Source organism: Janthinobacterium sp. SUN211, from assembly GCF_030587315.1.
GTDB lineage: Bacteria > Pseudomonadota > Gammaproteobacteria > Burkholderiales > Burkholderiaceae_D > Janthinobacterium > Janthinobacterium kumbetense.
In genome coordinates this window covers 508,548-531,130 of sequence record NZ_JAPWIC010000005.1, presented here as the reverse complement: position 1 = coordinate 531,130, position 22,583 = coordinate 508,548, and the positions used below count along the sequence as shown (strand labels likewise).

Genomic DNA, 22,583 nt, shown 5'->3' with positions numbered 1-22,583 from the left:
CGCCTGCCGCCAGACGGTGCGCGGCAAAGCCCACGTGCGTCCAGCCGGCCGACTCTGGCGTCACTTCGACGATGGCCGAACCGGCCCTAGCCTTGACCAGCAGCGGGCTCATGCCGCCTCCCGTTTCAAGCGCGGAATCGCGTCGACCAGGCGTGCCAGGTAATCGTGGCCCATCTTGGCATACTGATAACTGGGGGCCACGGCCGGATCTTGCTCCGCTTCCACCACCAGCCAGCCCTCGTAGCCGTGCAAATACAGGCGCGTCAGGATGGCCGGAAAGTCGATGCTGCCGTCGCCGGGCACGCTGAAGGCGCCATTGATGACGGCTTGCAGGAAACTCCAGTGGCCATTTCTCGCCAGCTTCACCACGTTGGGGCGCACATCCTTGCAATGCACGTGGCAGATGCGATCGATGTGCTTGTTCAAGACCGCCAGCGCGTCGCCGCCGGCAAAGGTGATGTGGCCCGTGTCGAACAGCAAGCCGACTTCCGACCCCGTCAAGGCCATCAACTGGTCCACGTCGGCGGGCGTTTCCACGTAGGCGCCCATGTGATGGTGGTAGGCCAGGCGCACGCCGTGGTCGAGCAAGTGTTTCGCAAACGCCGTCAATTTGTCGGCATAGTCCTGCCATTGCTGCGGCGACTGGAAGCGCGGACGTTTATACAACGGGCGGGCTTCGCCCTGGATGGCGTCCGCCACTTCGCCGTAGACCATGACGGTGGCGCCGCTGTCGGCCAGCAAGCGCAGATGCGGCCCGACGGCGGCAATTTCCTCTTCCACGGACCGGTGCGCCAGCCGTCCCGAATACCAGCCGGACACGCAGGCGAGATTGTATTTGCCCAGCACGGCGTTCAGGGCGGGGGCATCCTTGGGAAACTTGTTGCCCAATTCAAAACCCACGTAGCCGATCTGGGCGCCTTCCTTGAGGGCTGTTTCCAGCGGCGTTTCGCCGCCCAGGCTGGGTAAATCGTCGTTCATCCACGAGATCGGGTTGATGCCGATCTTCACATTCCATGTAGTCATTTTTGTTGTCCTTGGCGGTCAAGTTCATAACGGGCGCGCGCCGCTTGCACACCGGCTTGCGTCGAGACTTCGGGCACGGCCACTTCCCACCAGCAACCGCCCTCCTCGGTCGTGCGCGTGGCGTCCGTATTGATGCAGATCAAGTAGGTGCGCGATGCGGCGCGGGCACGCAGCATCGCCTGTTCCAGCTCGGCAATGTTGGCCACGTGTTCGGAGAGCGCGCCCAGCGACCGTGCATGCAGGGCGAAGTCGATGGCGGGTGCGCTGTCGGGCAACATATTGTTGAATGACGCGTTGCCGCACGCCTGCTGCAATCGGTTGATGCAGCCGTAACCCCGGTTGTCGAGCACGACGATGATGAGTTTTTTATCCAGCATGACGGAGGTGGCGATTTCCGAATTCATCATCAAATAACTGCCGTCGCCCACCATGACGATAACCTCGGCATCCGGTTTCGCCATCTTGACGCCCAGGCCGCCGGCGATTTCATAGCCCATGCACGAATAGCCGTACTCCATGTGGTAGCCGCCGGGTGTACTCGTGCGCCACAGTTTGTGCAACTCGGCCGGCAAGGTGCCCGCCGCGCAGACGACGATGTCGCGCACAGTAGAATCCGGTGAAGAGCGCTGCACGGCGCCGATGACTTCGCCGTCATACGGCAAGCCGGCCACGTCGCGCAGACCCGTAATCGTGTCCACCGTCGCGCGCCAGGCGTGGCCCGCCTGCTGCGCGCGGTCCAGCCACTGGCCCGCGCTGTTCCAGTTAGGCAAGTACCGCGACAAGCCCTGCAAACCAAGTGTCGCGTCCGCCTGCACGCCCAGGCCACGGCGTTTCAGCGCATCGAAAGCGTTGACGTTCAGGCTGACCAGTTGCGCTTGCGCAAACAGGGAATTCGAGCCCGTCGTAAAATCCTGCAAGCGCGTGCCGATGGCCAGAACCACGTCCGCCTGCGCCGCCAGCGCGTTCGCGGCAGGCGAACCCGTCACGCCGATGGCGCCCAGCTGCAGCGCATGATCCCACGGCAGGGAACTTTTACCGGCCTGGGTTTCCGCCACGGGAATGCCGTGACGCTCGGCAAACGCCTGCAAGGCGGCGCCGGCCTTGCCGTACAGCACGCCGCCGCCGGCCACGATCAGCGGCTGTTTCGCATGTTTCAGCAAGGCGGCCGCTTCTTCCAGTTCCTGCTCCACGGGCGGCACGGCGCGGAAACGCACGGTGCGCGGCTCGAAAAAGTCGGCCGGATAGTCATACGCCATCGTTTGCACGTCTTGCGGCAAAGATAACGTGACGGGACCGCAGGCGGCCGGGTCCGTCAAGGCGGCGATGGCGCGCGGCAAGGCCGTCAGCAATTGCTCCGGATACACGATGCGGTCGAAATAGCGCGATAAAGGTTTAAAGGCGTCATTCACCGACACGCTGCCATCCGTGGCGTCTTCCAGCTGCTGCAATACGGGGTCCGGCGCGCGCGAGACGAACACGTCGCCGGGCAACAGCAAGACCGGCAAGCGATTCACGTGGGCCAGCGCGGCGGCCGTCAGCAAATTGGTGGCGCCCGGGCCGATGGAACTGGTGACGGCCAGCATGCGCCGGCGCATGTGGGCTTTCGCATACGCAATGGCCGAGTGCGCCATCGCCTGTTCGTTATGCGCGCGGTAGGTGGGGAAGGATTCCCGGTATTGGTACAGCGCCTCGCCCAGGCCCGCCACGTTGCCATGGCCGAAGATGGCGAAGGCGCCGCCGAACAGGGGGATCAAGGAACCATCGCCCTCTTCCGCGCGCAAGGCGGCCAGGTAGCGGACTAAAGCCTGGGCCATGGTCAAGCGGATCGTCGTCTTCATGCGGCACGCTCCAGGCGGTTGCGCGTGCGCTGCCACAGGGCAATCAGCTGTTCGAAGTTGGCGCGCACGGCGGCGATCAAGCCCGCATCGTCGAGTTCGCCCGCCAGCCAGCGGCGGCTCGGTTCCTGGAAGATGGTGCGGCCCACCATGAAGCCGCGGCACGTCGTGCTGGCACTGGCTTGTTCAAAACTGGCGGCCAGGGCGGCAATCGGCGCGTTCAAGCCCAGCAGGACGACGCCACGGCAATACGGATCGCGCTCGTGCACGAGGGCATCGATGGCTTGCCATTGCTGGGCTGACATGCTTTCCAGCTTCCACCATTCCGGGTAAATGCCCAGGTTGTACAGGCGCTTGACGGCGCGCAAGACCGTGTCGTCGCCGTGCGGCAAGGATTCCGACGGTATGACTTCCAACAACAGTTCGTGACCGCTCACTTGCGCCGCGTCATACAGGGCCTTGATCTGCGCTTCCTGTTCCAATCGGTTTTCCACGGTATCGTCCGGATGCAACTGCACCAGGCACTTGATCACGTGTTCCTTGGGCCAGCTGAGCAGGTGCGAACCGATGGAGCGGCCCCAGTCGAATTGCAGCGGATTGGAACCGGGCAATTCCACGGGACGGCCGATCCACCAGCCGCGCCCCGTCGCATCGTTGAGCGCGTCGACGCCATAGCGTCCATCGATCAGCACGCCCGTCTTGCCAGCCAGTTGCAAGGCCGCTTCCGTCTGCGCCACGGCTTGCACCATCAGTTGCTTCAGGGCGCAAATAGCCGATTCGGGCGCGCCTGCCTGTTGCGCCAGCTCAAAGAATTGCGTGCGGTGATCGAAGGCAAACACGCACAGTTCATTCCACTCCTTGCGCGCCACCGTCGTGCGGTGCAGGCGCGACAAGGTGGCGTCCGGGTCCGGTTGCGTCAGTTTCGCCGCATTGGCGAGGAAATAGTCGAGCTCGATGGGCGACGGCATGGCCGGCGCGCAGCCGTGGCGCGACACGACGAGGGCGCCGCAGCCATTTGCATAGCGGCAGCACGCCTCGTAATCCTCGCCGCGCAGCCAGCCTTTCAGGAATCCCGAGAGAAACGCGTCGCCCGCGCCCAGCACGTTCAGCACTTCCACGCGCACGCCGCGGTAGTTATACGCATCGTCCAGGCTGTGCGGCACCACGCTGTCGATGACGGCGCTGCCCAGCGGGCCCCGCTTGACGACCAAGGTGGCCAGGGTAACGGCCCGCACGGCGCGCAGAGACGCCATGATGTCGGCACCGCCGCCGGCGATCATGAATTCCTCTTCCGTGCCGACGATCAAATCAAATTGCGGCAGGATCGCCTGCAGGTGGCGCGTCACGCCGTCGTTGGAAACGAAGCGCGTTTCGCCGTCCGCCTTGCCGGAGAGTCCCCACAGCACCGGCCGGTAATCGATGTCGAGCACGGTGCGCACGTTATTGGCGCGCGCCAAGTTCAGGGCCTGCGTGCTGACGGCGTGCATGGCAGCCGTCGAAAAATGCGTGCCGGTGATCAAGAGGGCCTTGCTGGAAGCGATGAAGGCGGCGTCGACGGCGGATGGCTCGATGGCCATGTCGGCGCAATTTTCACGGTAGAAAATCAGGGGAAACGTGTTTTTATCCTTGATGCCCAGCATGACGAGGGCCGTCAGGCGGTCGTGGTCGATGCCGACATGGCTGACGTCGCAACCCTCTTTCGCCAAGGTGTCCGTCAAGAAACGCCCCATGTGGTCGTCGCCCACTTTCGACAGCATGGCGGACTTCAAACCCAAACGGGCCGTGCCGAAGGCGATATTCGCCGACGAGCCGCCCAGGTACTTGGCGAAACTGGTCGCGTCTTCCAGGGTGCTGCCGATCTGCTGCGCGTACAGGTCCACCGCAAGGCGGCCCAGGCAGATGACGTCCAGCGCGCGGCCCTGGGCAAATTGTGTCGGGTTATTCATGGTTATCCTTAAATCGTGACACCGTCGAGTTCACTCATCAGCGTTTGCATTTCCGCACCGCCCGCCATCATGTCGAGTACTTCATCCTTGGAAACAGTTTCCTTGGTGTAAGTGCCCAGCGATTTGCCCCGGTTCAAGAGCGTGAACGAGTCGCCCACGGGGTAGGCATGGTGCACATTGTGGGTAATAAAGATCACGGACAAGCCCCGTTCGCGCGCCTTGTAGATCAATTTCAACACATTGAACGACTGTTTCACGCCCAAGGCCGCCGTCGGCTCATCGAGGATCAGCACGCGCGCGCCGAAGTGGATGGCGCGGGCAATGGCCAGGCATTGCCGCTCGCCGCCCGACATGGTACCCACGGCCTGGTGCGGGTCGCGCACCATGATGCCCATTTCGGCCAGCTTGTCGCGCGCCGTGGTAGCTGCGTACTCCATATCCATCACGGGCAGCACGCCAAACATTTTCCGGATCGGTTCGCGGCCCATGAAGAAATTGCGCGCCACGGACAGCAATGGCACCAGCGCCAGGTCCTGGTAGACGGTGGCCACGCCCAGGTCGAGCGCTTCCTTCGGCGAATTGAAGCTGACGGGCTTGCCGTCAACCAGATACTCGCCGCTGGTGGGCCGGTGCACGCCGGCCAAGGTCTTGATCAGGGTCGACTTGCCGGCGCCATTGTCACCGAGCAGGCAATGCACTTCGCCCGGTTTCAGGCGCAGGGTGACGTTTTGCAGGGCGATGACGGAGCCGAAACGTTTGCTGATGTTTTCCAGCGCAAGGATGTATTCGCTCATGACTTATCTCGCTTCCGTGACACGGGCACGGACAAAGTTGTTGAACAGTACCGCGATCAACAGCATGACGCCGAGGAAGACGCGGAACCAGTCCGAATTGATATTGGTATAAGTAATGCCGATCTGCACCACCCCGAAGATCAGCGCGCCGAAGCAGGCGCCGACGACGGAACCGTAGCCGCCCGTCAGCAAGGCGCCGCCGATGACGGCCGCGATGATGGCTTCGAATTCCTTTTGCATGCCGCGGTCGGCGGCAGCCGAACCCACGTCAAATACTTGCAGCGTGGCAAACAGGCAGGCGCAGAACGCCGTGAAGACAAACAGCGATACCTTGATGGTTTTCACGGGCACGCCCACGTTCTTGGCCGCGTTGGCGTCGCCGCCGACGGCGAAGATCCAGTTGCCGATGCGGGTGCGGGCCAGGACGAAGCCGGACACCAGCGCCAGGCCGGCCCACCAGACGATGACCTTGGGGATGCCCTTGACCAGCGGCGCGCCATTGTCGAGCGCCGTGATCCAGCCCGCCTTGGCCATCCAGGCGAACAGCGACGTGCCCACTTCGCCATGGAACAGGGTCATGGCCAGCCAGTCGTCGGCGGCCAGCGCGCCGATGCCGCTGACGATGGTGCGGTTGGCAAACATGATGGACAGGGCCAGGGTCAGGCCGCGCAGGATGAACAGGAAGGCCAGGGTAACGATAAACGAAGGCAAGCGCGTCTTGATGACCAGGTAGCCGTTGAGCCAGCCCAGCGCCATCGAACCGGCAAAGGCGAACAGGATGGCGGCCCACACGGGCCAGTGGAAGTAGACGGAAGGGATGGCGATCATCATGCCGGCAAAGCCGATCATGGAGCCGATCGACAGGTCGAATTCGCCGGCGATCATCAATACGCAGGCGCCGATGGCGATGATGCCCAGGTAGGCGGCCACTTGCGCCCAGTTGATCACGCCGTCGAGGTTGAACATGCCGGAGTCGCCGGCCGTCAGGATAAAGAAGGCGAACACCAGGATGGCGCCCGAGATCGAGGCGAATTCCGGGCGGCTGAACAGCCGCTTGAGCCAGCTGACCTGCCCCACGCGCTCATCAACGCCCTGCTTTTGCGGCGGCGTGCCCGAGGCGGCCATGCCACCCTGCTCCACGCTTAATTTCACGGTACTCATGCTATGTCTCCCTTGTTTTATAGCAACCTACCAGCCTCGACAGCAATTCCAGGGCGGCAGGACCCGCGCGCCGGCAAGCATGGCCTGCGCGCGGGGACAGCGACTAAGGTCTTGATTGAACTGAAAAGCGGGTGCTTAACGGAACTGGCCGGCGTATTTCTCTACCTTGCCGATATTGTCCTTGGTGACATAACCAGGACCGGAACCGATATGGCGCGGGCCATACGATGGTGCCAGGCCGTACTCGGCCAGGCGCGCCTTGAACTTGGCGTTATTGATCAGCTTTTCGCGTACCTTGGCCAGGTCCGTGGTCTTGTCCTGCTTCATGATGGCCAGCACGGCAACGGGAATATAGCCTTGCAGGTAAGGTTGCTGGTCGATGGCGAACTGGATGCTGCCATCCTTGATGCCCTTCGAGATTTCATCGGACAGGTCGAACGTGGCGAACCACATCTTGCCCTTCAAACCCATTTTTTCCAGGGCCTTCAGCGAAGCGTGGGCCGAGGTGGGGCCCAGCGCCAGCACGGCCTGGGTTTTCGGGTTGTTGCGCAGGTAGGCGCTCAACTTGCTTTCGATGGTGGTCGGATCTTCGCCCGCATCCAGGGTGGCAGCCTTGAAATCGACGCCGATGGCTTCGGCAAAGCCGCGGCAGCGCTCGAATGACGACGGATTCGTCGCGTAGTGGTTGACGCAAACGAAGGACTTGATGCCGGCCGCCTTGGCTTTTTCGCCGGCGCCCTTGCCTGCCTCGTATTCAGGCTGGCCCACGTGCATCACGGCGCCCAGCTGCTCGCTTTGCGTCAGGGTGCCCGAATTGATCGTGACAAACGGAATCTTCTTGGCAGCAACAAGGCCCAGCGGTTTTTGCAGCACGCTGAAGTCGGCGATGCTGACGATCACGCCGTCGTAGTTGCGGGCAGCCGATTGCTCGACCAGGCGCGCCATGTCGGCCAGGTCGCCGTTCGGTGGATTGCGGTAATCGACGGTGACATTGAAGTCTTCGCCTGCTTGCTTGACGGAATTTTTAATCGTATTCCACCAGGAATCGGAATCGGGCGCATGGCTGATCAGCACGAATTTCTCGCCTGCCGCGTGGCTGGCGCTCATGCCCAGACCCAGTCCCAGGCCAAGGCCCAGCACGGCCAGGTGCTTCAGAAATCCCTTACGCTTATTGCTTTGCATGAATGTCTCCTTGAAGGATTAATTTTTATAGTTGCCAGCTTTTGTCGCGTGTCAGCGGGGAGCCGGAAAACCGGCAAGACCCGATGCACTGCGCACAGCTTAGGCCACAAAAAAGACAAATGCAATAAAATTTTCAAAATAAATATAAATAGAAAATCATTTCTATTTTCTTGATTCACTCCTATAATTCTCGCCAGAACCAGCCGTCGCAGTCATGTTGCGCGGCCCAGCAAGCAACCGAGGAAAACACCATGGCAGCCACCGCCCCCATCGAACAGCTGATGCAGCACATTGCCGCCGAGTACGACAACCTGTCGCGCCAGCTGAAAGTCATCGCGCAATACATTGAAAAGCACCGCGCCAGCCTGATGCTCGAACGCATCAGCGACATCGCGGCCGCCTGCGATGTGCAGCCGTCCGCCATCGTGCGCTTCGCGCAGCGCTTCGGCTATACGGGCTTTTCGGAAATGCAGGACGTGTTCCGCCAGGCGTACACGGACCAGGCCGGCGCCACGCCCGACTACCAGCAGCGCATCCGCAAGCTCATTTCCACGCGCGACGCCGCCCTCAGCGCAGGCGACCTGACGCGCGAATTCGTCGGCGCCAGCCGCGCCGGCCTCGACGACCTGGCGGCCGGCCTCGACGACGCGCAGCTGGAAGCGGCCGTCAACCTGCTGTTAAAAGCAGAAAACATCTATGTGATCGGCGTGCGCCGGTCCTTTCCGATCGCCTCCTACATCGCCTATGCGCTGGAACACACGGACAAGCGCGTGCACCTGATTAGCGGACTGGGCGGCATGCACCGCGAACAGATGCGCAGCGTGCGCGAACGCGATGTGGCGATCGCCATCAGTTTCTCGCCTTACGGCAAGGAAACCCAGCAGTGCATCAAGGCGGCGCAAGACAAGGGCGCCAAAGTCCTGGTGATTACCGACAGCAAACTGGCCCCGCTCGCGCGGGCCGCCGACGCGCTGCTCACCGTCACCGAGGGCAGCGCCTTCGCCTTCCGCTCGCTGACCAGCACCATCTGCCTGTGCCAGGCGCTGTTCATCGCGCTGGCATACAAATTAGAGCTCGACATCGAAGAAATCCACACCCCAGGAGAACATGATGATTGAAGTAGCGTTGTTCGGCGCCGGACGCATCGGCAAAATCCACGCGGCCAACCTGGCTGCCCAACCCGGCGTGCAGTTCAAGTACGTGGTCGACGTCAACCAGGAAGCGGCCGCCGCCCTTGCCGGCTTGCACGGCGGCAGCAGCGCGACTGTCGAAGCGGCGCTGGCCGACCCGGCCATCAAGGCAGTCGTCATCGCTTCCAGCACGGATACGCACGCGGACCTGATCCTGCGCTCGGCCGCCGCCGGCAAGGCCATCTTTTGCGAAAAACCCGTCGACCTGACGATAGCCCGGGCGCGCGCCTGCGCCGCCGCCGTCAAGGAAGCGAAGGTGTTGTGCATGCTGGGTTTCCAGCGCCGCTACGACCCGACTTTCAATGCCGTCAAGACACGCATCGAAGCGGGCGAGATCGGCACGCCGGAGTTGCTGGTGGTCACCAGCCGCGATCCCGGCCCGCCGCCCGTGAGCTACATCAAGGTCTCGGGCGGCATCTTCAAGGATATGCTGATCCACGATTTCGACATTTTCCGCTGGATACTCGACGATGAAGCCATCAGCGTGCACGCCACGGGCAGCTGCCTCGTCGACCCCGCCATCGGCGAGGCTGGCGACCTGGACACGGCCGTCGTCACCATCCGCACGGCGAAAGGACGTTTGTGCCAGATCAATGCCTCGCGCCGCGCCGCCTACGGCTACGACCAGCGCTTCGAAGTGCTGGGCAGCGCCGGCATGCTGCAGGCGGGCAACCACAAGCCGACGGAAGTGACGGCCTATGGCTCAGTGAACGTCAGCGTGGACAGGCCGGAAGATTTTTTCCTGGAACGTTATCGCGTGGCCTACGCGCAGGAAATGGCGCACTTCTTTGACGCCCTCACCCACGGCACGCCGCTGCGCACCACCGTCCACGATGGCTTGAAGGCACTGGAACTGGCCGAGGCGGCCACCTTGTCGTGGCGCGAACAGCGCGTGGTCACTTTATAAACCAATAATAAAAATATCTGGAGACACCATGTCATCCCCAACATTAAAAGTCGGCATCGTCGGCCTGGGCCGGCTGGGCCAGCGCCACGCCATCAACCTGGCGCAGCGCGTGCCGAATGCCGAGGTCGTGGCCGCCTGCAGTCCTGTGCAAGCCGAACTGGACTGGGCCGCCAGCACGCTCGGCATCACCAATGTTTATGCGGATTACGACGCCCTGCTGGCCCACCCGGGCCTGGACGCCGTCTTCCTCGTCACGCCCACCTCGCTGCACGCGGACCAGATCATCGCCGCCCTGCGCGCCGGCAAGCACGTATTTTGCGAAAAACCGCTGTCGCTGGACCTGGCCGATTGCCTGAAGGTGGAAGCGGAAGCGGCACGCCACCCGCAGCTGACCATCATGATCGGCTTCGTGCGCCGCTTCGACGCCAGCTACCATGACGCGCAGCAAAAAATCGCGCAAGGCCTCATCGGCAAGCCGTATCTGGTGCGTTCGCAAACCTGCGACCAGAACGACCCCAGCGGCGCCTTCATGCGCTTCGCCCCCACCAGCGGCGGCATCTTCCTCGATTGCAGCGTGCACGATATCGACCTGGCGCGCTGGCTGCTGGGCAATCCCGTGCCCAAACGCGTGTACGCCAGCGGCACCAACGCCATCCACACGGGCTTGCAAGCGTTTGGCGACGTCGACAACGGCTTGGCAACGGTGGAGTTTAGCGATGGCAGCATGGCCAGCTTCATGGCGTCGCGCACCATGGCGCATGGCCATGAAACCCTGACGGAAGTGTTCGGCACAGGCGGCCGCCTGGCCGTGGGCAGCAATCCGCGCCTGAACAGGGTGGAAATTTCGGATGCGCATGGCGTGCGCAATGAATGCACGCCGGACTTCTATGCCCGCTTCGCCGACGCCTTTTTGATCGAGGCGCAGGAGTTTACGGATGCGGCGCTGGGCCGGCGCACCCTGTCGCTGACCTTGCACGACGCGACGGAAGCGACGCGCATCGGCCTGGCCATGACGCAAGCGATGCGCGAAGCGCGGCCCGTCGAGTTTTAAGCTGCCAGTGGACTCAGGCAGCCGGTGCAGGAAACGGTTGCTTGGGTTCCACGGCCAGCCGCAAGCCCATGGCGTCGAGGATGGCCGTCAAGGTGCTCAGCGAGGGATTGCCTTCAGGCGACAGGGTGCGGTACAGCTGGGTAGGGTTGAGCTTGGCAGCCTGCGCCACGGCCGGCACGCCGCCAAAGGCGCGCGTCAGCTGGCGCAGCACGGCCAGCAGTTCGCCATGGTCGCCATCGACGAGGATATTGTTGATCAATTCCAGGGCGAAGGCGGGATCGTCGCGGTACAGCTCAGCCATCGCTTCGTCATGCGAGCGGTCTCTTGGTGGTTTGCGGATGTCCTCGTTCATGTTCTCTCTCATGTCCCCTCTCCTTCCAGTCGTGCCAGCAGGCACAGGCGTACTCGATATCTTTCGGTTGCGTGCGCTTGTCGCCACCGCACAGCAATAAAATGATCTGTTCGCCGGCAATGGCATAGTAGATACGGTAGCCGGCCCCCACATCGATGCGCAACTCCCACACGCCGTCGTGGCAAAGCTTGTGGTCGCCAAAATTGCCAGGAATCATACGCAACACGCGGCGCACGATGGCCACCCTGGCCGTGTTGTCGCGCTGGCGCTTCAGCCATTCCGTATATAAATCCCTGCCCGATGACGTCAGGTAGTGCCGGATCTCATACATCATATTCGTCCATAAACGAAGAAAGATCAAGGAGAAAATCACGTGTACATGTAAAAAAGAAGACCACGCCATCTTGCTACCAAACCCACTCACACAGGCCACGAATGCCAGGTTCACTGAGCTACATCAAGATGCCTTTCGCTCATTGTTATAGGGAAATGATGTCGCCCGACCGTGCCTCACGTCTGGCTGATTGCGCTATACAATAAGCGCTGTCCAACCGTGAAGAACCCTGCCTCCATGACCAACAACGACAGCAACTCCCCTTCCCTCACCGACGTGGCCGAACGCTACGTCAAGCTGGTCCTGGCCATGGGCCAGCACGATGCCTCGTATGTCGACGCGTATTACGGCCCGCCTGCGTGGCAGGCAGCAGCGGTCAAACAGCCGCAGAGTTTGAGCGATATCAAGGATGGCGCAAACGCGGCGCTGGCCCTGCTGGCTGACGCCTCCTGCCTGCGCGCCCTCAACCTGCGCAAGCAGTTGCAAGCCGTGCTGGCCAAGGCGGACATGCTGCAAGGCACACGCCTGGATTTCGACACGGAAAGCGCGCGCCTGTACGACGCCGTCTCGCCCCACCACAGCCGCGCATATTACGCAGAACTGGTGGCGCAGATCGACGCCCTGCTGCCTGGCGACGGCACGGTCAGCGACCGGGTCAACGCCTTGCGCGCGCAACTCATCATTCCCGCCGACAAGCTGCGCGCCGTCATGGATGCGGCCATCCGCGCGGGCCGCAAACGCACCTTGCAATACATCGCCCTGCCCGAAGGCGAGGATTTCGTGCTGGAATTCGTCACCGACAAACCGTGGAGCGGCTACAACTGGTACAAGGGTAACTACCAGAGCGTGATCCAGATCAATACCGACTTGCCCGTGTATATCGACCGCGCGGTCGATCTCGGCTGCCACGAAGCGTATCCCGGTCACCACGTCTACAACGTGCTGCTCGAGCGCGACCTGGTGCGCGGCAAGGGCTGGATGGAATACTGCATCTATCCGCTGTACTCGCCGCAATCGTTGATCGCCGAAGGCACGGCCAATTACGGCATCGAACTGAGCTTTACCGATGCAGAACGGCTGGCATTCGAACAGCAGGTGCTGTACCCGCTGGCCGGCCTCGATCCGGTGCTGGCGCCCCGCTACGCACAGCTGAACCAGTTGCTGGCCAAACTCGGCTACGCCGACAACGACATCGCGCGCCAGTACCTCGAAGGCAGCCTGACCCGCGAGCAAGCGCTGGAATGGCTGGTCAACGTGCGCCTGTACCCGGCCGAAAAATCCGCGCAGCGCCTGCAGTTCTACGACGCCATGGGCGCGTACGTCATCAATTACAACCTGGGCCAGGACATGGCGAAAGCCTATGTCGAGCGCCAGGGTGCGACGCGCGCCGAGCACTGGGCCGCGTTCCGCGACCTGATGTCGTCGCCGCGCGTGCCCAGCCATTTGCAGGCATAAGCCTTACTTCGGCGGCAGCCAGTACAGTGGCAAGGCCACGGCCAGGCACGCCAGCCCCGCCAGCAGCATGGCCAGCTGAAAACCGGCGGCCAGCGCGGCAACCTGCCCCGCCCGCTCCAGCAAAGCGGCGGCGCGCAAGCTCATCACGCTGCCCAGCACGGCCACGCCCAGGGTCATGCCCGCCTGGCGCAAGGCATTCATGATGGCAGAAGCCATGGCGGCTTGCTCGCCGCGCACGGATGCCATCACCAGCAAACCGGTGGCCGGCACGGCCAGGCCCATCGCCAGGCCCAGCAGGCCGAACAGGCTGCCGACGATGGCGTAGGGCGTCCGCGGCGCCAAGGTCGTCGTCGCCAGCAGCACCAGGCCCGCCAGCACATAGCCGCCCAGCATCATTCGCCGCAACGACAAATGGCGGCTGAGGCGGCCGAAGCAGAGGGAAACGACGCCCATGGCCGCGAACTGCGGCAACATGCGCCAGCCGCTGGCGCCCGCCGGCCAGCCCTGGATTTGCTGCAGGTACAGCGAGAAAAAGAACAGGCTGCTGTAGCAGGCAAACCCCAGCACCAGCGACGCCAGGTTGATCAACGCAAAGGTCCGGTCGCAAAACAGCCGCAAGGGCAACAGGGGACGTGGCGCGCGCGCTTCGACAGCCAGGAAGGCGACGAAAGCCAGCAGCGCCACACCCAGCGATGGCCAGGCAGCCATGCCGCCCGGTCCGTTCACCTCGCCCAGCGCGATCAAGCCGTAGGTGAGCGCACCGAGCCAGACGATGCTGAGCACCTGCCCCGTCCGGTCCAGCGCCGCCTGTTCCCGGTAATGGCGTTCCGTCATGCCCCAGGCGCCCAGCAGCACGGCCAGCACGCCCAGCGGCAGGTTGATCAGGAAGATGCTTTGCCAGCCCGTGGCCTCCAGCAGCATGCCGCCCAGCAGCGGTCCCAGGATCAGCGCCAACGCGCTGAAGGCCGACCAGCCGCCGATCACGTGCGCCCGTTCGCGCGGGTCGGGAAACGCGTGGCTCAATATCGGCATCGCGCCCGGAATCAGCAAGGCGCCCGCGACGCCCTGCACGGCACGGCCCGTCAGCAATAGCGGCAGGCTGGCGGCCAGCGCGCACAGCAGCGAACCGGCCGTAAACAGGGCCACGCCCAGCAGCCAGATGCGCTTGTGCCCATGCCGGTCGCCCAGCGGACCGGCCGACAGCATGCAGGCCGACAGGCACAGCGCATACGCGTTGACCACCCACTGCAAGCCCGCCATATCCGTCGCCAGCGCCGTTTGCAAGGTAGGCAAAGCCACGTTGACGATGCTGATATCGAGCGAGGCGAGAAAGGTGCCCAGGTAGGCGGCGGCCACCAGGGCCGCGCGGCGATAGCGCTGCATGGCGTGTCTCCAATTCATGAGTTCGCCTCCATCATAATCATCGACTGACCGTCAGTCAATTAAAAACTAATCGTGTGCACGCAGACGCTTGGGCGACGCCCGCGCTTCACTTATACTGGGCGCATGACCACGACACGACACGCCAACCCCGCCCTGCCCGATGCCGCCGCCGCGCCGGCCCCCGTTCGCCCGCGCACCAAGCCTGCCGAAGTGCGCCTCGATGAATTGATGGCCGCCGCCGAGCGCCTGTTTCTCGACAAGGGCGTGGAAGCGACCACCGTCAGCGACATCACCACCCTGGCCGGCGTGGCGAAAGGCACGTTCTATCACTATTTTCCGTCCAAGCACGAGATGCTGGCGGCGCTGGCCGGACGCTATACGCAGCACTTCCTGGCCAGCCTGGAAACGGCCGTCGACCTGTGCATGCCCGGCGACTGGGAAGGCCGGCTGCGCGCGTGGGTGCAGGCGAATGTGGCCACTTACCTGCGCACCTGGCAATTGCACGACATCGTCTACACGAGCCACCGGCGCAGCATCGGCATCGATTCTGCGGACAATCCCGACAAGAATGCCATCCTGGCCCAGCTGGGCGCCATCCTGGCGGGCGGCGCGGCGGCCGGCACCTGGCCTTTGCCGCAGCCGCGCCTGGCGGCCCTGATGATTTACTCGGCCGTGCATGGCGTGACGGACGACGCCATCGCCGCGCAGTTACAGGACAGCAGCGCCTTCGCCGCCGACGTGGCCGACGCCTGCCTGCGCATGCTGGGCCGCTGACGGCGCGCAGCGATGTGAGCCACTCCTGCGCGGCATCAAGGCACGGCGCCTGACGTCATCCATACTGTATCGATTGGAGACACAGGCAATGAACCGGATTCTCTCCCGCATCCCCGCCCTGCTGCTGGCCCTGGCCTGCCTTGCAGCCTTCCTGCCGCCGGCACTGGCCCGCGATGCCGCCGTCGCGCCCGCCCTCAGTGCGCGCCAGCAGGCGCTGATGGCGACCGTCACGGGCAGCGCCGCCCATCCGCGCATTCTGCAGGTGCGCCTCGATGAACTGCATCCCACCCAGCCGGCCATCGGCTACGATCAGGTGTACTACAAGCTGGGACGCTATGCGACCGAAGAAAAACATATCGCCGACATCGCCAAGCCAAAGAAATTCGCCGACCTGTGCGAAGCCAATGGCCAGGGCGACGTCTTGCCCGGCACGGCCAATGTGGCCGGCGCCACGCTGGCCACGCCACCGCCCGGCTACCGCTGCAAGGCAGCCGTGGGCAGCCGTCCCGACGACATGAAGACTGTCGTCATCGGGCCGCGCGGCACGGTATACCTCACCGATGGCCACCACACGTTTTCCACTTTCTGGGATGCCGATGGCGGGCGCAACCACCAACTCAAGGTGTGGGTCAAGGTCAGCGACAATTTCAGCGCGCTGGGCGAAACGGCCTTCTGGGCCCGCATGCGCGCGGAAAACAAGGTATGGCTGAAAAACGGCCGGAACCAGGCCATCACGCCGCAGCAGTTGCCATCCGCCATCGGCCTCGCATCCCTGGGCGACGATCCCTACCGCTCGCTCGTGTACTTCACGCGCGGGATCGGCTACAAGCCGCCCGGCCAGGCTACGGAATTTCTCGAATTCTACTGGGCCGACTGGCTGCGCCGCAAACCGGCGCTGGATCTGGCGCGTGTCGACCTGCTTGATCCCGTCGCGTATGCCAGCATCATCCTGCTGGCGGCGCAGGCGATGGCGGCGCTGCAACCGGCGGAGCTCGTCAGCGGCGGCAAGCGCGCGGCGGACCTTGGCGCGCTGCGCGAAATCGACCATGCAGCGTTCGACGAGCTGACCGAAGACAAGGGCAAGCTGGGCTACGCCATCGACTACCGCAAGTCGCTGCTGCGTCAGTAACATCCAGGCGTGTCATCATCCTGACATCTGCGCCCGCTAGCATGTCGGCACTTTTCAGGCCGACATCACGGGACACCATGTACAAGCACAGCATCCGCCGCAGTACCTTATCGATTGCCATCGCCCTCGCACTGGGCGCCAGCCTGGCCGCCTGTGGCGGCACAGACTATCGCGACACCACGGCGCCCGTCGCCCCGGTGAACCCCGTCACCCCGGCACGCATCCTGAACGTGGTTGCAGCCACCGGCAAGGCCGTGGCGAATGCTTCCGTCTCCGTGCTCGACGCCGGCAAGAATGTCGTCGGCAGCGGCACCACGGACGCGACAGGCAAAGTGGCCATCACCCTGGCTGCCGCGGCGAAGGCTCCCTTCCTCGTCTCCGTCACGCCGGCAGGCGGCACCACCCTGTACGCGCTGTCGCTGAAGGAAAGCGCCGTCAACCTGACGCCGCTCACCTCCGTCATCGCCATGCAGCTGCTGGGCAGCATCCCCTCAAGCGCGTCCCCCGCCAGCCTGGCCGCCATCGATGCGGCCAGACTGCAAACGGCGCAGACGCAGCTGGGCACGGCCCTGGCGGCGCCCCTGCAAACCCTGGGCATGGCGGCCAACTACGATTTCGTCAATGGCGCCCTGACGCCGAACAGCAAGGACCCGGCCGACGTCCTGCTCGACAACCTGCAGGTGAAACAGAGCGGCACGGATATCGACATCGTCAATGCCAGCGGCAGCATCGTCGCGCAGATCATCGATGGCGGCGCGCCGCTCGCCACCGGCAAGAGCGTGCTGGAAACGCCGCCCGTGCTCAGCGCGCGCCAGCAAGTACTGGCCGCCACGGTTGCCGGCACCGATGCGGCGCCCGTCTTCCTGCAAGTGTCGCTCGACGAACTGCATCCCACGCAGCCAGCCGTCGGCTACGACCAGATCTACTACAAGCTGGGCCGCTACGGCGCGGAAGACCTGGTCATGGCCAAGACCAACAAGCCGAAGAAATTCGCCGAACTGTGCGAAGCCAACGGCCAGGACGACGTGGTGAGCAAGACGGCCAACGTGGCCGGCGCCACCCTGAGCAATCCACCGGCCACGTTCCAGTGCAAGTCCGCCGTGGGCACCAAGCCGGGCGACATGAAGACGGTCGTCATCGGCCCGAACGGCACCCTGTACCTGACGGACGGCCACCACACGTTCAGCGCCTTCCGGGATGCCGACAATGGCCAGAACCTGCAGTTGAAAGTGTGGGTCAAGGTGACGGACAATTTCAGCAAGCTCAGTGAATACGATTTCTGGGCGCAGATGAAGAAGGTCAACAAGGTCTGGCTGAAGGATGGCGGCAACAAGGCCATCGCCACCAGCCAGCTGCCCGCGTCCATCGGTTTGAAGTCGCTGGGTAACGACCCGTACCGCTCGCTCGTCTACTTTACGCGCGACGCCGGCTACGTGGTGCCGTCGACGGCCACGGAATTCCTCGAATTCTACTGGGCCGACTGGCTGCGCACGCAGCCCGGCATCGACCTGGCCAAGACGGACACGCGCGACGTTGCCAGCTACATGGCCACCATCAAGAGCGCATCGACGGCGATGGCGGGCCTGAAGGCGAACGATATCGTCAGCCGCGGCGTGACGGCGCAAACCCTGGGCTGGACGGGCGTCTTCAGCCAGGCGGCGCTGGACGACCTGGTCACGCCGACGGGCAAGCTGAGCTACTCCATCGCCTACAAGAAAGCGCTGCCGAAATAATCTCGGCGGCGCAAACGACAACGGCCCGCCTGTCAGCTGACAGGCGGGCCGTTTTCATGGGCAACGTCGCTTACGCGATGCGTTCACCATTCTCCGGATCGAACAGGGCCGCTTTCGACAGGTTGAACGACAGCTGCATCGTCTGTCCTGGCAGCACGGCTTCACGCGGATGCGTACGGCAAGTCACGGCGGCGCCGTTCAGGCGCGTCGTCAGCAGGGTATCCGGGCCGGTCGGCTCGACCAGGTCGATCAGGCAACCCAGTTCCTGGCCCACGTCGCCGTGCGCGCTGCTCATGTCCGTGATCTGCTCCGGGCGCACGCCCAGGATCACGTCGCGGCCCGCATAGCTGCGCAGCTTGTCAGCGGCGAACGGCAAGGCCAGGCGCATGCTCTTGCCTGCGTTCTCGATGGCGACAAACACCTCGTTGCCTTCGACGACAGGCTTGACGGTGATGAAGTTCATCGATGGCGAACCGATGAAGCCGGCCACGAACAGATTCGCCGGATTGTCGTAGATTTCCTGCGGCGTGCCCAGTTGCTGCACCACCCCATCCTTCATGACGGCGATCAAATCGCCCATGGTCATCGCCTCGATCTGGTCATGCGTGACGTAGACGATGGTGGCCTTCAGGCGCTGGTGCAGCAGCTTGATCTCGGCGCGCATTTCCACGCGCAGCTTGGCGTCCAGGTTCGACAGCGGTTCGTCGAACAGGAACAGCGACGGCTTGCGCGAAATGGCGCGGCCCATGGCGACCCGTTGGCGCTGGCCACCGGACAGCTGCGCCGGGCGGCGGTCCAGCAAATGCGTGATCTGCAGGGTTTCGGCGACGCGGGCGACGATTTCCTCCTGCTCCGCCTTCGGCACCTTTTTCACGTTCAAGCCGAACGCGATATTTTCGCGCACCGTCATCGACGGGTACAGCGCATACGACTGGAACACCATGGCGATGTCGCGGTCCTTCGGCGGCAGGTCGTTGACCACCTTGCCGTCGATGAGGATTTCGCCCGAGGTGACGCTTTCCAGGCCGGCCACCATATTGAGCAAGGTCGATTTGCCGGAGCCGGAGCCGCCGACGAGGATCAGGAACTGGCCATCCTTGATCTCGATGTCGATGCCCTTGAGGACTTCGACGCCATTCGTGTACACCTTGCGGATGCTGCGTATCGATAAACTGGACATATTCTTTCCTTAACCTTTGACTGCGCCTGCGGTCAGACCGCGCACAAAATAACGGCCTGCGACCAGATAGACCAGCAGGGTCGGCAGCGCGGCAATCACCGCGGCCGCCATGTTGACGTTGTATTCCTTCACGCCCGTGGACGTGTTGACCAGGTTGTTCAAGCCCACCGTGATCGGCTGCGAATCGCCGCTGGCGAAGACGATGCCGAACAGGAAGTCGTTCCAGATCTGCGTGAATTGCCAGATGATGCAGACGACGAAAATCGGACCCGAAATCGGCAGCACGATCTTGCGGAAGATCAAGAAGAAGCCGGCGCCGTCGATGCGGGCCGCCTTGATCAATTCTTCCGGCACGCCGATATAGTAGTTACGGAAGAACAGGGTCGTGAACGCCGTGCCATACACCACGTGGACGAAGACCAGGCCGGTAGTGGTGTTGGCCAGGCCGAATTCGCCCAGCAAACGCGCCATCGGCAGGATCACCACCTGAAACGGAATGAAGCAGCCCACCAGCAAGGCGGCAAACAGGATTTCCGAACCGCGGAAGCGCCAGTGCGCGAACACGTAGCCGTTGAAGGCGCCCAGGAAGGTCGAGATCAGCACGGCGGGAACCACCATCTTGATCGAGTTCCAGAAGAACGGCTGCATGCCGTCGCAGGTGACGCCCGTGCAGGCCGAGGACCAGGCCTTGGACCAGGAGTCGAACTGCCACACATGCGGCAGTGCCAGCAGGTTACCGCTGCGGATCTCGTCGAGCGACTTGAACGACGTCGACAGGGTCACGTACAGGGGCACGATGTAGTACACCGCAAACAGGATCAGCAGCAGATATACAACCACCCGTCCGAGGGTGAGGCGATTATTGCGTGTAGGTGTCATCTCATCGCCTTTGCGCTGCGCGTTTCCAGGTACATCAACGGCACGAGCACGGCCACGATGGTGGCCAGCATCATCATTGCCGATGCCGAGCCCAGGCCCAGCTGGCCGCGGGTGAAGGAAAACTGGTACATGAAGATGGCCGGCACGGACGACGAATTGCCAGGTCCGCCAGCCGTCAGTGCGATGACCAGGTCGAAGCTCTTGATGGCGATATGCGCGAGGATCAGCAGCACGCTGAAGAACACGGGTCGCATGGCGGGAATCACGATGCGCCAGTAGATCGTCGGCAGGGATGCGCCATCGACTTGCGCCGCCTTGATGATTTCATCATCGATGCCGCGCAGGCCCGCCAGGAACAGCGCCATGACGAAGCCCGACGATTGCCACACGCCGGCGATCACCACCGTGTAGATGGCCATGTCGGAATTGACCAGCCAGTCGAAGGTAAACGAGGTCCAGCCCCAGTCGTGCATGACCTTTTCCAGGCCCAGGCTGGGATTGAGCATCCATTTCCACGCCGTGCCGGTGACGATGAAGGACAGCGCCATCGGATACAGGTAGATGGCGCGCAGCGCGCCTTCGGCGCGGATTTTCTGGTCCAGCAGGATGGCCAGGAACAGGCCGATGGCGATGCTGCAACCGATGAACAGGACACCGAAGATGCCGAGGTTCTTGAGCGAGGTCCACCAGCGCTCGTTGTCGAACAGCTCGACGTATTGCACCAAGCCGGCGAACTCGTAGTTCGGCATCAGCCGCGATTCGGTCAGCGACAGCCAACCGGTCAAAAAGATAAAACCATAGACGAATACCAAGCTGGCGATGAGCGTGGGGCCCAGCACCATCTGCGGTATCCATCGGTCGAATTGCTTGCGTATGGACATAGGACAGCCGTAGAAGTAGAACTGCGTGTGGCGCCGGCCTGGACGAATGCCAGGGCGGACGCCTGCGATGCATGCGATGCAGAGGGCGCCGGCGGGAGTGCCGGCGCCGTCGTGATTACTTCACTTTTGCCGCTTTGGCCAATGCAGCAACCGCGTCTTTCGAGCTCATGTTGGTGTTCATGAACTTGGCGATGACGTCGGTCACAGCGCCTTGCGTGGCCGATGCCAGCGCCATGCCGTGGGCGAACGATGGCACCAGGCCGCCGTTCTTGTTGGTGGCGTCCATGTCTTCCATCGATTTCAGGGCGCAAGCGTCAAACTTGTCCTTCGATACGCCGGAACGCACGGGGATGGAACCCTTGTTCAGGTTGAAGATCGACTGGAACTTCGGATTCATGATGGCGTTGGCCAGGGCGATCTGCCCTTTCTTCGCATTCGCATCCTTTTGCGTGAACATGGCAAACGAATCGATGTTGAAGGTGTAGGCCTTGTCCGTGCCAGGAGCGGCCACGCACAGGTAGTCCTTGCCCGGCACCTTGCCGGCTGCCGTGAACTCGCCCTTGGCCCAGTCGCCCATGAACTGGAAGCCGGCCTTGTTGTTGATGACCATGGCGGTGGCCAGATTCCAGTCGCGGCCTGCCGCATCCTTGTCGATGTAGGTCTTCACCTTGCCCAGGGTGTCGAACACCTTGAGCATGGTCGGGCCGGTCAATTCCTTCTGGTCCAGCTTGAGGATGGCCTTCTTGTAGAATTCCGTGCCGCCCACGCCCAGCGCGACGGATTCAAACACGGTGGCGTCCTGCCATGGCTGGCCGCCGTGGGCAATCGCGATGCCGCCCGATTTCTTGATTTTCTCGGCCGCGTCGAAGAATGCATCCCAGGTGGTCGGGGTGGTGGCCACGCCGGCTTTTTTCAACACTTCCGGGTTGACCCACATCCAGTTGACGCGGTGGACGTTGACAGGGGCGGCAACGTAGTGGCCCTTGTATTTCATGATGTCGGCGACGACTTTCGGCAGCACGGCATCCCATTTGCCTGGAATGGCGGCATCATCGATATTGGCCAGCACGCCTTCCGCGCCCCACTCCTGGATCGACGGGCCCTTGATCTGGGCGGCCGTTGGCGGGTTGCCGGAAATGACGCGGGTTTTCAGCGCGGTCGCGGCGTTTTCGCCAGCGCCACCGGCCACGGCGAAGTCTTTCCAGCCGAAGCCGCTTTCCTTCACGATTTGCTGCAACTGGCCCACGGATTTCGCTTCGCCGCCGGAGGTCCAGTAGTGCAACACTTCCACGTCGGTCGCAAAGGCGCTGCCGGCAAATGCCAGGGTGGTCAACGCGGCCAGTTGGGTAATCTTGAATTTCAGTTTCATCTCCACATTCCTTTTTTGATCAAGC

At 63.0% G+C, this 22,583-nt stretch carries 20 protein-coding genes and 1 pseudogene; 7 read left to right on the top strand and 14 right to left on the bottom strand.

What is annotated here, in order from left to right; all coding sequences use genetic code 11:
- The 7 genes and pseudogenes from O3301_RS19785 to O3301_RS19755 all read right to left on the bottom strand — a co-directional run.
- Positions 1–112, bottom strand: a pseudogene (locus O3301_RS19785) (5-deoxy-glucuronate isomerase); the annotation flags it as partial.
- Positions 109–1,023, bottom strand: a complete 915-nt coding sequence (gene iolE, locus O3301_RS19780; RefSeq protein ID WP_305057240.1) for a myo-inosose-2 dehydratase — start codon at positions 1,021–1,023, stop codon at positions 109–111. The pseudogene O3301_RS19785 and the gene iolE, both read right to left, overlap by 4 nt.
- Positions 1,020–2,861, bottom strand: a complete 1,842-nt coding sequence (gene iolD / locus O3301_RS19775) for a 3D-(3,5/4)-trihydroxycyclohexane-1,2-dione acylhydrolase (decyclizing) (RefSeq protein ID WP_305057239.1) — start codon at positions 2,859–2,861, stop codon at positions 1,020–1,022. Before iolD ends, iolE begins: the two co-directional genes overlap by 4 nt.
- Positions 2,858–4,804 (bottom strand): 5-dehydro-2-deoxygluconokinase, encoded by a 1,947-nt coding sequence (gene iolC, locus O3301_RS19770; RefSeq protein ID WP_305057238.1) that lies wholly within the window; start codon positions 4,802–4,804, stop codon positions 2,858–2,860. Before iolC ends, iolD begins: the two co-directional genes overlap by 4 nt.
- An 8-nt stretch (positions 4,805–4,812) precedes the next feature.
- On the bottom strand, positions 4,813–5,598 hold the full coding sequence (locus tag O3301_RS19765; protein ID WP_251351989.1) for an ATP-binding cassette domain-containing protein: 786 nt from the start codon (positions 5,596–5,598) through the stop codon (positions 4,813–4,815).
- Between the two features lie 3 nt (positions 5,599–5,601).
- Positions 5,602–6,723, bottom strand: coding sequence for an ABC transporter permease (locus tag O3301_RS19760; protein WP_289912220.1), 1,122 nt, complete (start codon positions 6,721–6,723; stop codon positions 5,602–5,604).
- A gap of 171 nt (positions 6,724–6,894) precedes the next feature.
- The gene (locus O3301_RS19755) at positions 6,895–7,941 is read right to left on the bottom strand and encodes a sugar ABC transporter substrate-binding protein (protein ID WP_251351991.1); all 1,047 of its coding nucleotides are present in this window, start codon (positions 7,939–7,941) and stop codon (positions 6,895–6,897) included.
- Positions 7,942–8,192: 251 nt separating this feature from the next.
- On the opposite strand from O3301_RS19755, the gene O3301_RS19750 reads away from it, so the two are divergent.
- The 3 genes from O3301_RS19750 to O3301_RS19740 are packed head-to-tail and all read left to right on the top strand — an operon-like array spanning position 8,193 to position 11,089.
- On the top strand, positions 8,193–9,059 hold the full coding sequence (locus tag O3301_RS19750) for a MurR/RpiR family transcriptional regulator (RefSeq protein WP_034757651.1): 867 nt from the start codon (positions 8,193–8,195) through the stop codon (positions 9,057–9,059).
- Complete coding sequence (iolG, locus tag O3301_RS19745; protein ID WP_305057254.1) at positions 9,052–10,038, top strand: inositol 2-dehydrogenase; 987 nt, start codon at positions 9,052–9,054, stop codon at positions 10,036–10,038. Before O3301_RS19750 ends, iolG begins: the two co-directional genes overlap by 8 nt.
- A 28-nt stretch (positions 10,039–10,066) precedes the next feature.
- Positions 10,067–11,089 carry a Gfo/Idh/MocA family oxidoreductase gene (locus O3301_RS19740; RefSeq protein WP_289898904.1) on the top strand — a complete coding sequence of 341 codons (1,023 nt, stop codon included), beginning with the start codon at positions 10,067–10,069 and terminating at the stop codon, positions 11,087–11,089.
- Positions 11,090–11,102: 13 nt separating this feature from the next.
- Here the strand turns inward: O3301_RS19740 and O3301_RS19735 are convergent, their stop codons facing one another.
- Together O3301_RS19735 and O3301_RS19730 are read right to left on the bottom strand one after the other, a co-directional pair.
- Positions 11,103–11,441: a DNA-binding protein gene (locus tag O3301_RS19735; protein WP_099664432.1), complete on the bottom strand. Its 339-nt coding sequence runs from the start codon at positions 11,439–11,441 to the stop codon at positions 11,103–11,105.
- On the bottom strand, positions 11,398–11,772 hold the full coding sequence (locus O3301_RS19730; protein WP_305057253.1) for a type II toxin-antitoxin system RelE/ParE family toxin: 375 nt from the start codon (positions 11,770–11,772) through the stop codon (positions 11,398–11,400). The genes O3301_RS19735 and O3301_RS19730 overlap by 44 nt, the downstream gene beginning before the upstream one ends.
- 240 nt (positions 11,773–12,012) lie before the next feature.
- On the opposite strand from O3301_RS19730, the gene O3301_RS19725 reads away from it, so the two are divergent.
- Positions 12,013–13,230, top strand: coding sequence for a hypothetical protein (locus O3301_RS19725; protein WP_305057237.1), 1,218 nt, complete (start codon positions 12,013–12,015; stop codon positions 13,228–13,230).
- A 3-nt stretch (positions 13,231–13,233) separates the two neighbouring features.
- Here the strand turns inward: O3301_RS19725 and O3301_RS19720 are convergent, their stop codons facing one another.
- The gene (locus O3301_RS19720; RefSeq protein WP_305057252.1) at positions 13,234–14,613 is read right to left on the bottom strand and encodes an MFS transporter; all 1,380 of its coding nucleotides are present in this window, start codon (positions 14,611–14,613) and stop codon (positions 13,234–13,236) included.
- Between the two features lie 228 nt (positions 14,614–14,841).
- Here O3301_RS19720 and O3301_RS19715 point away from each other — a divergent pair, with 228 nt between their 5' ends.
- The 3 genes from O3301_RS19715 to O3301_RS19705 all read left to right on the top strand — a co-directional run bounded on the left by O3301_RS19715 (position 14,842) and on the right by O3301_RS19705 (position 18,249).
- Positions 14,842–15,387 carry a TetR/AcrR family transcriptional regulator gene (locus O3301_RS19715; protein WP_305057251.1) on the top strand — a complete coding sequence of 182 codons (546 nt, stop codon included), beginning with the start codon at positions 14,842–14,844 and terminating at the stop codon, positions 15,385–15,387.
- An 88-nt stretch (positions 15,388–15,475) separates the two neighbouring features.
- Positions 15,476–16,516, top strand: coding sequence for a ParB/Srx family N-terminal domain-containing protein (locus tag O3301_RS19710; RefSeq protein WP_305057236.1), 1,041 nt, complete (start codon positions 15,476–15,478; stop codon positions 16,514–16,516).
- Positions 16,517–16,593: 77 nt separating this feature from the next.
- The gene (locus O3301_RS19705; RefSeq protein ID WP_305057235.1) at positions 16,594–18,249 is read left to right on the top strand and encodes a ParB-like protein; all 1,656 of its coding nucleotides are present in this window, start codon (positions 16,594–16,596) and stop codon (positions 18,247–18,249) included.
- Between the two features lie 70 nt (positions 18,250–18,319).
- Here O3301_RS19705 and O3301_RS19700 read toward each other — a convergent pair whose 3' ends face one another.
- The 4 genes from O3301_RS19700 to O3301_RS19685 form a co-directional block, all read right to left on the bottom strand.
- Entirely contained in the window at positions 18,320–19,429 is a 1,110-nt protein-coding gene (locus O3301_RS19700; RefSeq protein ID WP_305057234.1) for an ABC transporter ATP-binding protein, read from the bottom strand.
- A gap of 9 nt (positions 19,430–19,438) precedes the next feature.
- Positions 19,439–20,308: a carbohydrate ABC transporter permease gene (locus tag O3301_RS19695; protein ID WP_305057233.1), complete on the bottom strand. Its 870-nt coding sequence runs from the start codon at positions 20,306–20,308 to the stop codon at positions 19,439–19,441.
- Complete coding sequence (locus tag O3301_RS19690) at positions 20,305–21,189, bottom strand: carbohydrate ABC transporter permease (RefSeq protein ID WP_010397323.1); 885 nt, start codon at positions 21,187–21,189, stop codon at positions 20,305–20,307. Before O3301_RS19690 ends, O3301_RS19695 begins: the two co-directional genes overlap by 4 nt.
- Before the next feature lie 115 nt (positions 21,190–21,304).
- Positions 21,305–22,558 (bottom strand): ABC transporter substrate-binding protein, encoded by a 1,254-nt coding sequence (locus O3301_RS19685; protein ID WP_099664439.1) that lies wholly within the window; start codon positions 22,556–22,558, stop codon positions 21,305–21,307.
- Between the last annotated feature and the right edge of the window lie 25 nt (positions 22,559–22,583).

Bases quoted from the DNA above. Each gene is read 5' to 3' on its own strand.
- O3301_RS19715 (WP_305057251.1), top strand. From the start codon at position 14,842: ATGGCCGCCGCCGAGCGCCTGTTTCTCGACAAGGGCGTGGAAGCGACC.
- O3301_RS19720 (WP_305057252.1), bottom strand. From the start codon at position 14,613: ATGCAGCGCTATCGCCGCGCGGCCCTGGTGGCCGCCGCCTACCTGGGC.
- O3301_RS19735 (WP_099664432.1), bottom strand. From the start codon at position 11,441: ATGAACGAGGACATCCGCAAACCACCAAGAGACCGCTCGCATGACGAA.
- O3301_RS19700 (WP_305057234.1), bottom strand. From the start codon at position 19,429: ATGTCCAGTTTATCGATACGCAGCATCCGCAAGGTGTACACGAATGGC.
- O3301_RS19685 (WP_099664439.1), bottom strand. From the start codon at position 22,558: ATGAAACTGAAATTCAAGATTACCCAACTGGCCGCGTTGACCACCCTG.
- iolE (WP_305057240.1), bottom strand. From the start codon at position 1,023: ATGACTACATGGAATGTGAAGATCGGCATCAACCCGATCTCGTGGATG.
- O3301_RS19710 (WP_305057236.1), top strand. From the start codon at position 15,476: ATGAACCGGATTCTCTCCCGCATCCCCGCCCTGCTGCTGGCCCTGGCC.
- O3301_RS19755 (WP_251351991.1), bottom strand. From the start codon at position 7,941: ATGCAAAGCAATAAGCGTAAGGGATTTCTGAAGCACCTGGCCGTGCTG.
- iolD (WP_305057239.1), bottom strand. From the start codon at position 2,861: ATGAAGACGACGATCCGCTTGACCATGGCCCAGGCTTTAGTCCGCTAC.
- O3301_RS19705 (WP_305057235.1), top strand. From the start codon at position 16,594: ATGTACAAGCACAGCATCCGCCGCAGTACCTTATCGATTGCCATCGCC.
- O3301_RS19765 (WP_251351989.1), bottom strand. From the start codon at position 5,598: ATGAGCGAATACATCCTTGCGCTGGAAAACATCAGCAAACGTTTCGGC.
- iolG (WP_305057254.1), top strand. From the start codon at position 9,052: ATGATTGAAGTAGCGTTGTTCGGCGCCGGACGCATCGGCAAAATCCAC.
- iolC (WP_305057238.1), bottom strand. From the start codon at position 4,804: ATGAATAACCCGACACAATTTGCCCAGGGCCGCGCGCTGGACGTCATC.
- O3301_RS19695 (WP_305057233.1), bottom strand. From the start codon at position 20,308: ATGACACCTACACGCAATAATCGCCTCACCCTCGGACGGGTGGTTGTA.
- O3301_RS19690 (WP_010397323.1), bottom strand. From the start codon at position 21,189: ATGTCCATACGCAAGCAATTCGACCGATGGATACCGCAGATGGTGCTG.
- O3301_RS19750 (WP_034757651.1), top strand. From the start codon at position 8,193: ATGGCAGCCACCGCCCCCATCGAACAGCTGATGCAGCACATTGCCGCC.
- O3301_RS19740 (WP_289898904.1), top strand. From the start codon at position 10,067: ATGTCATCCCCAACATTAAAAGTCGGCATCGTCGGCCTGGGCCGGCTG.
- O3301_RS19730 (WP_305057253.1), bottom strand. From the start codon at position 11,772: ATGTATGAGATCCGGCACTACCTGACGTCATCGGGCAGGGATTTATAT.
- O3301_RS19725 (WP_305057237.1), top strand. From the start codon at position 12,013: ATGACCAACAACGACAGCAACTCCCCTTCCCTCACCGACGTGGCCGAA.
- O3301_RS19760 (WP_289912220.1), bottom strand. From the start codon at position 6,723: ATGGCCGCCTCGGGCACGCCGCCGCAAAAGCAGGGCGTTGATGAGCGC.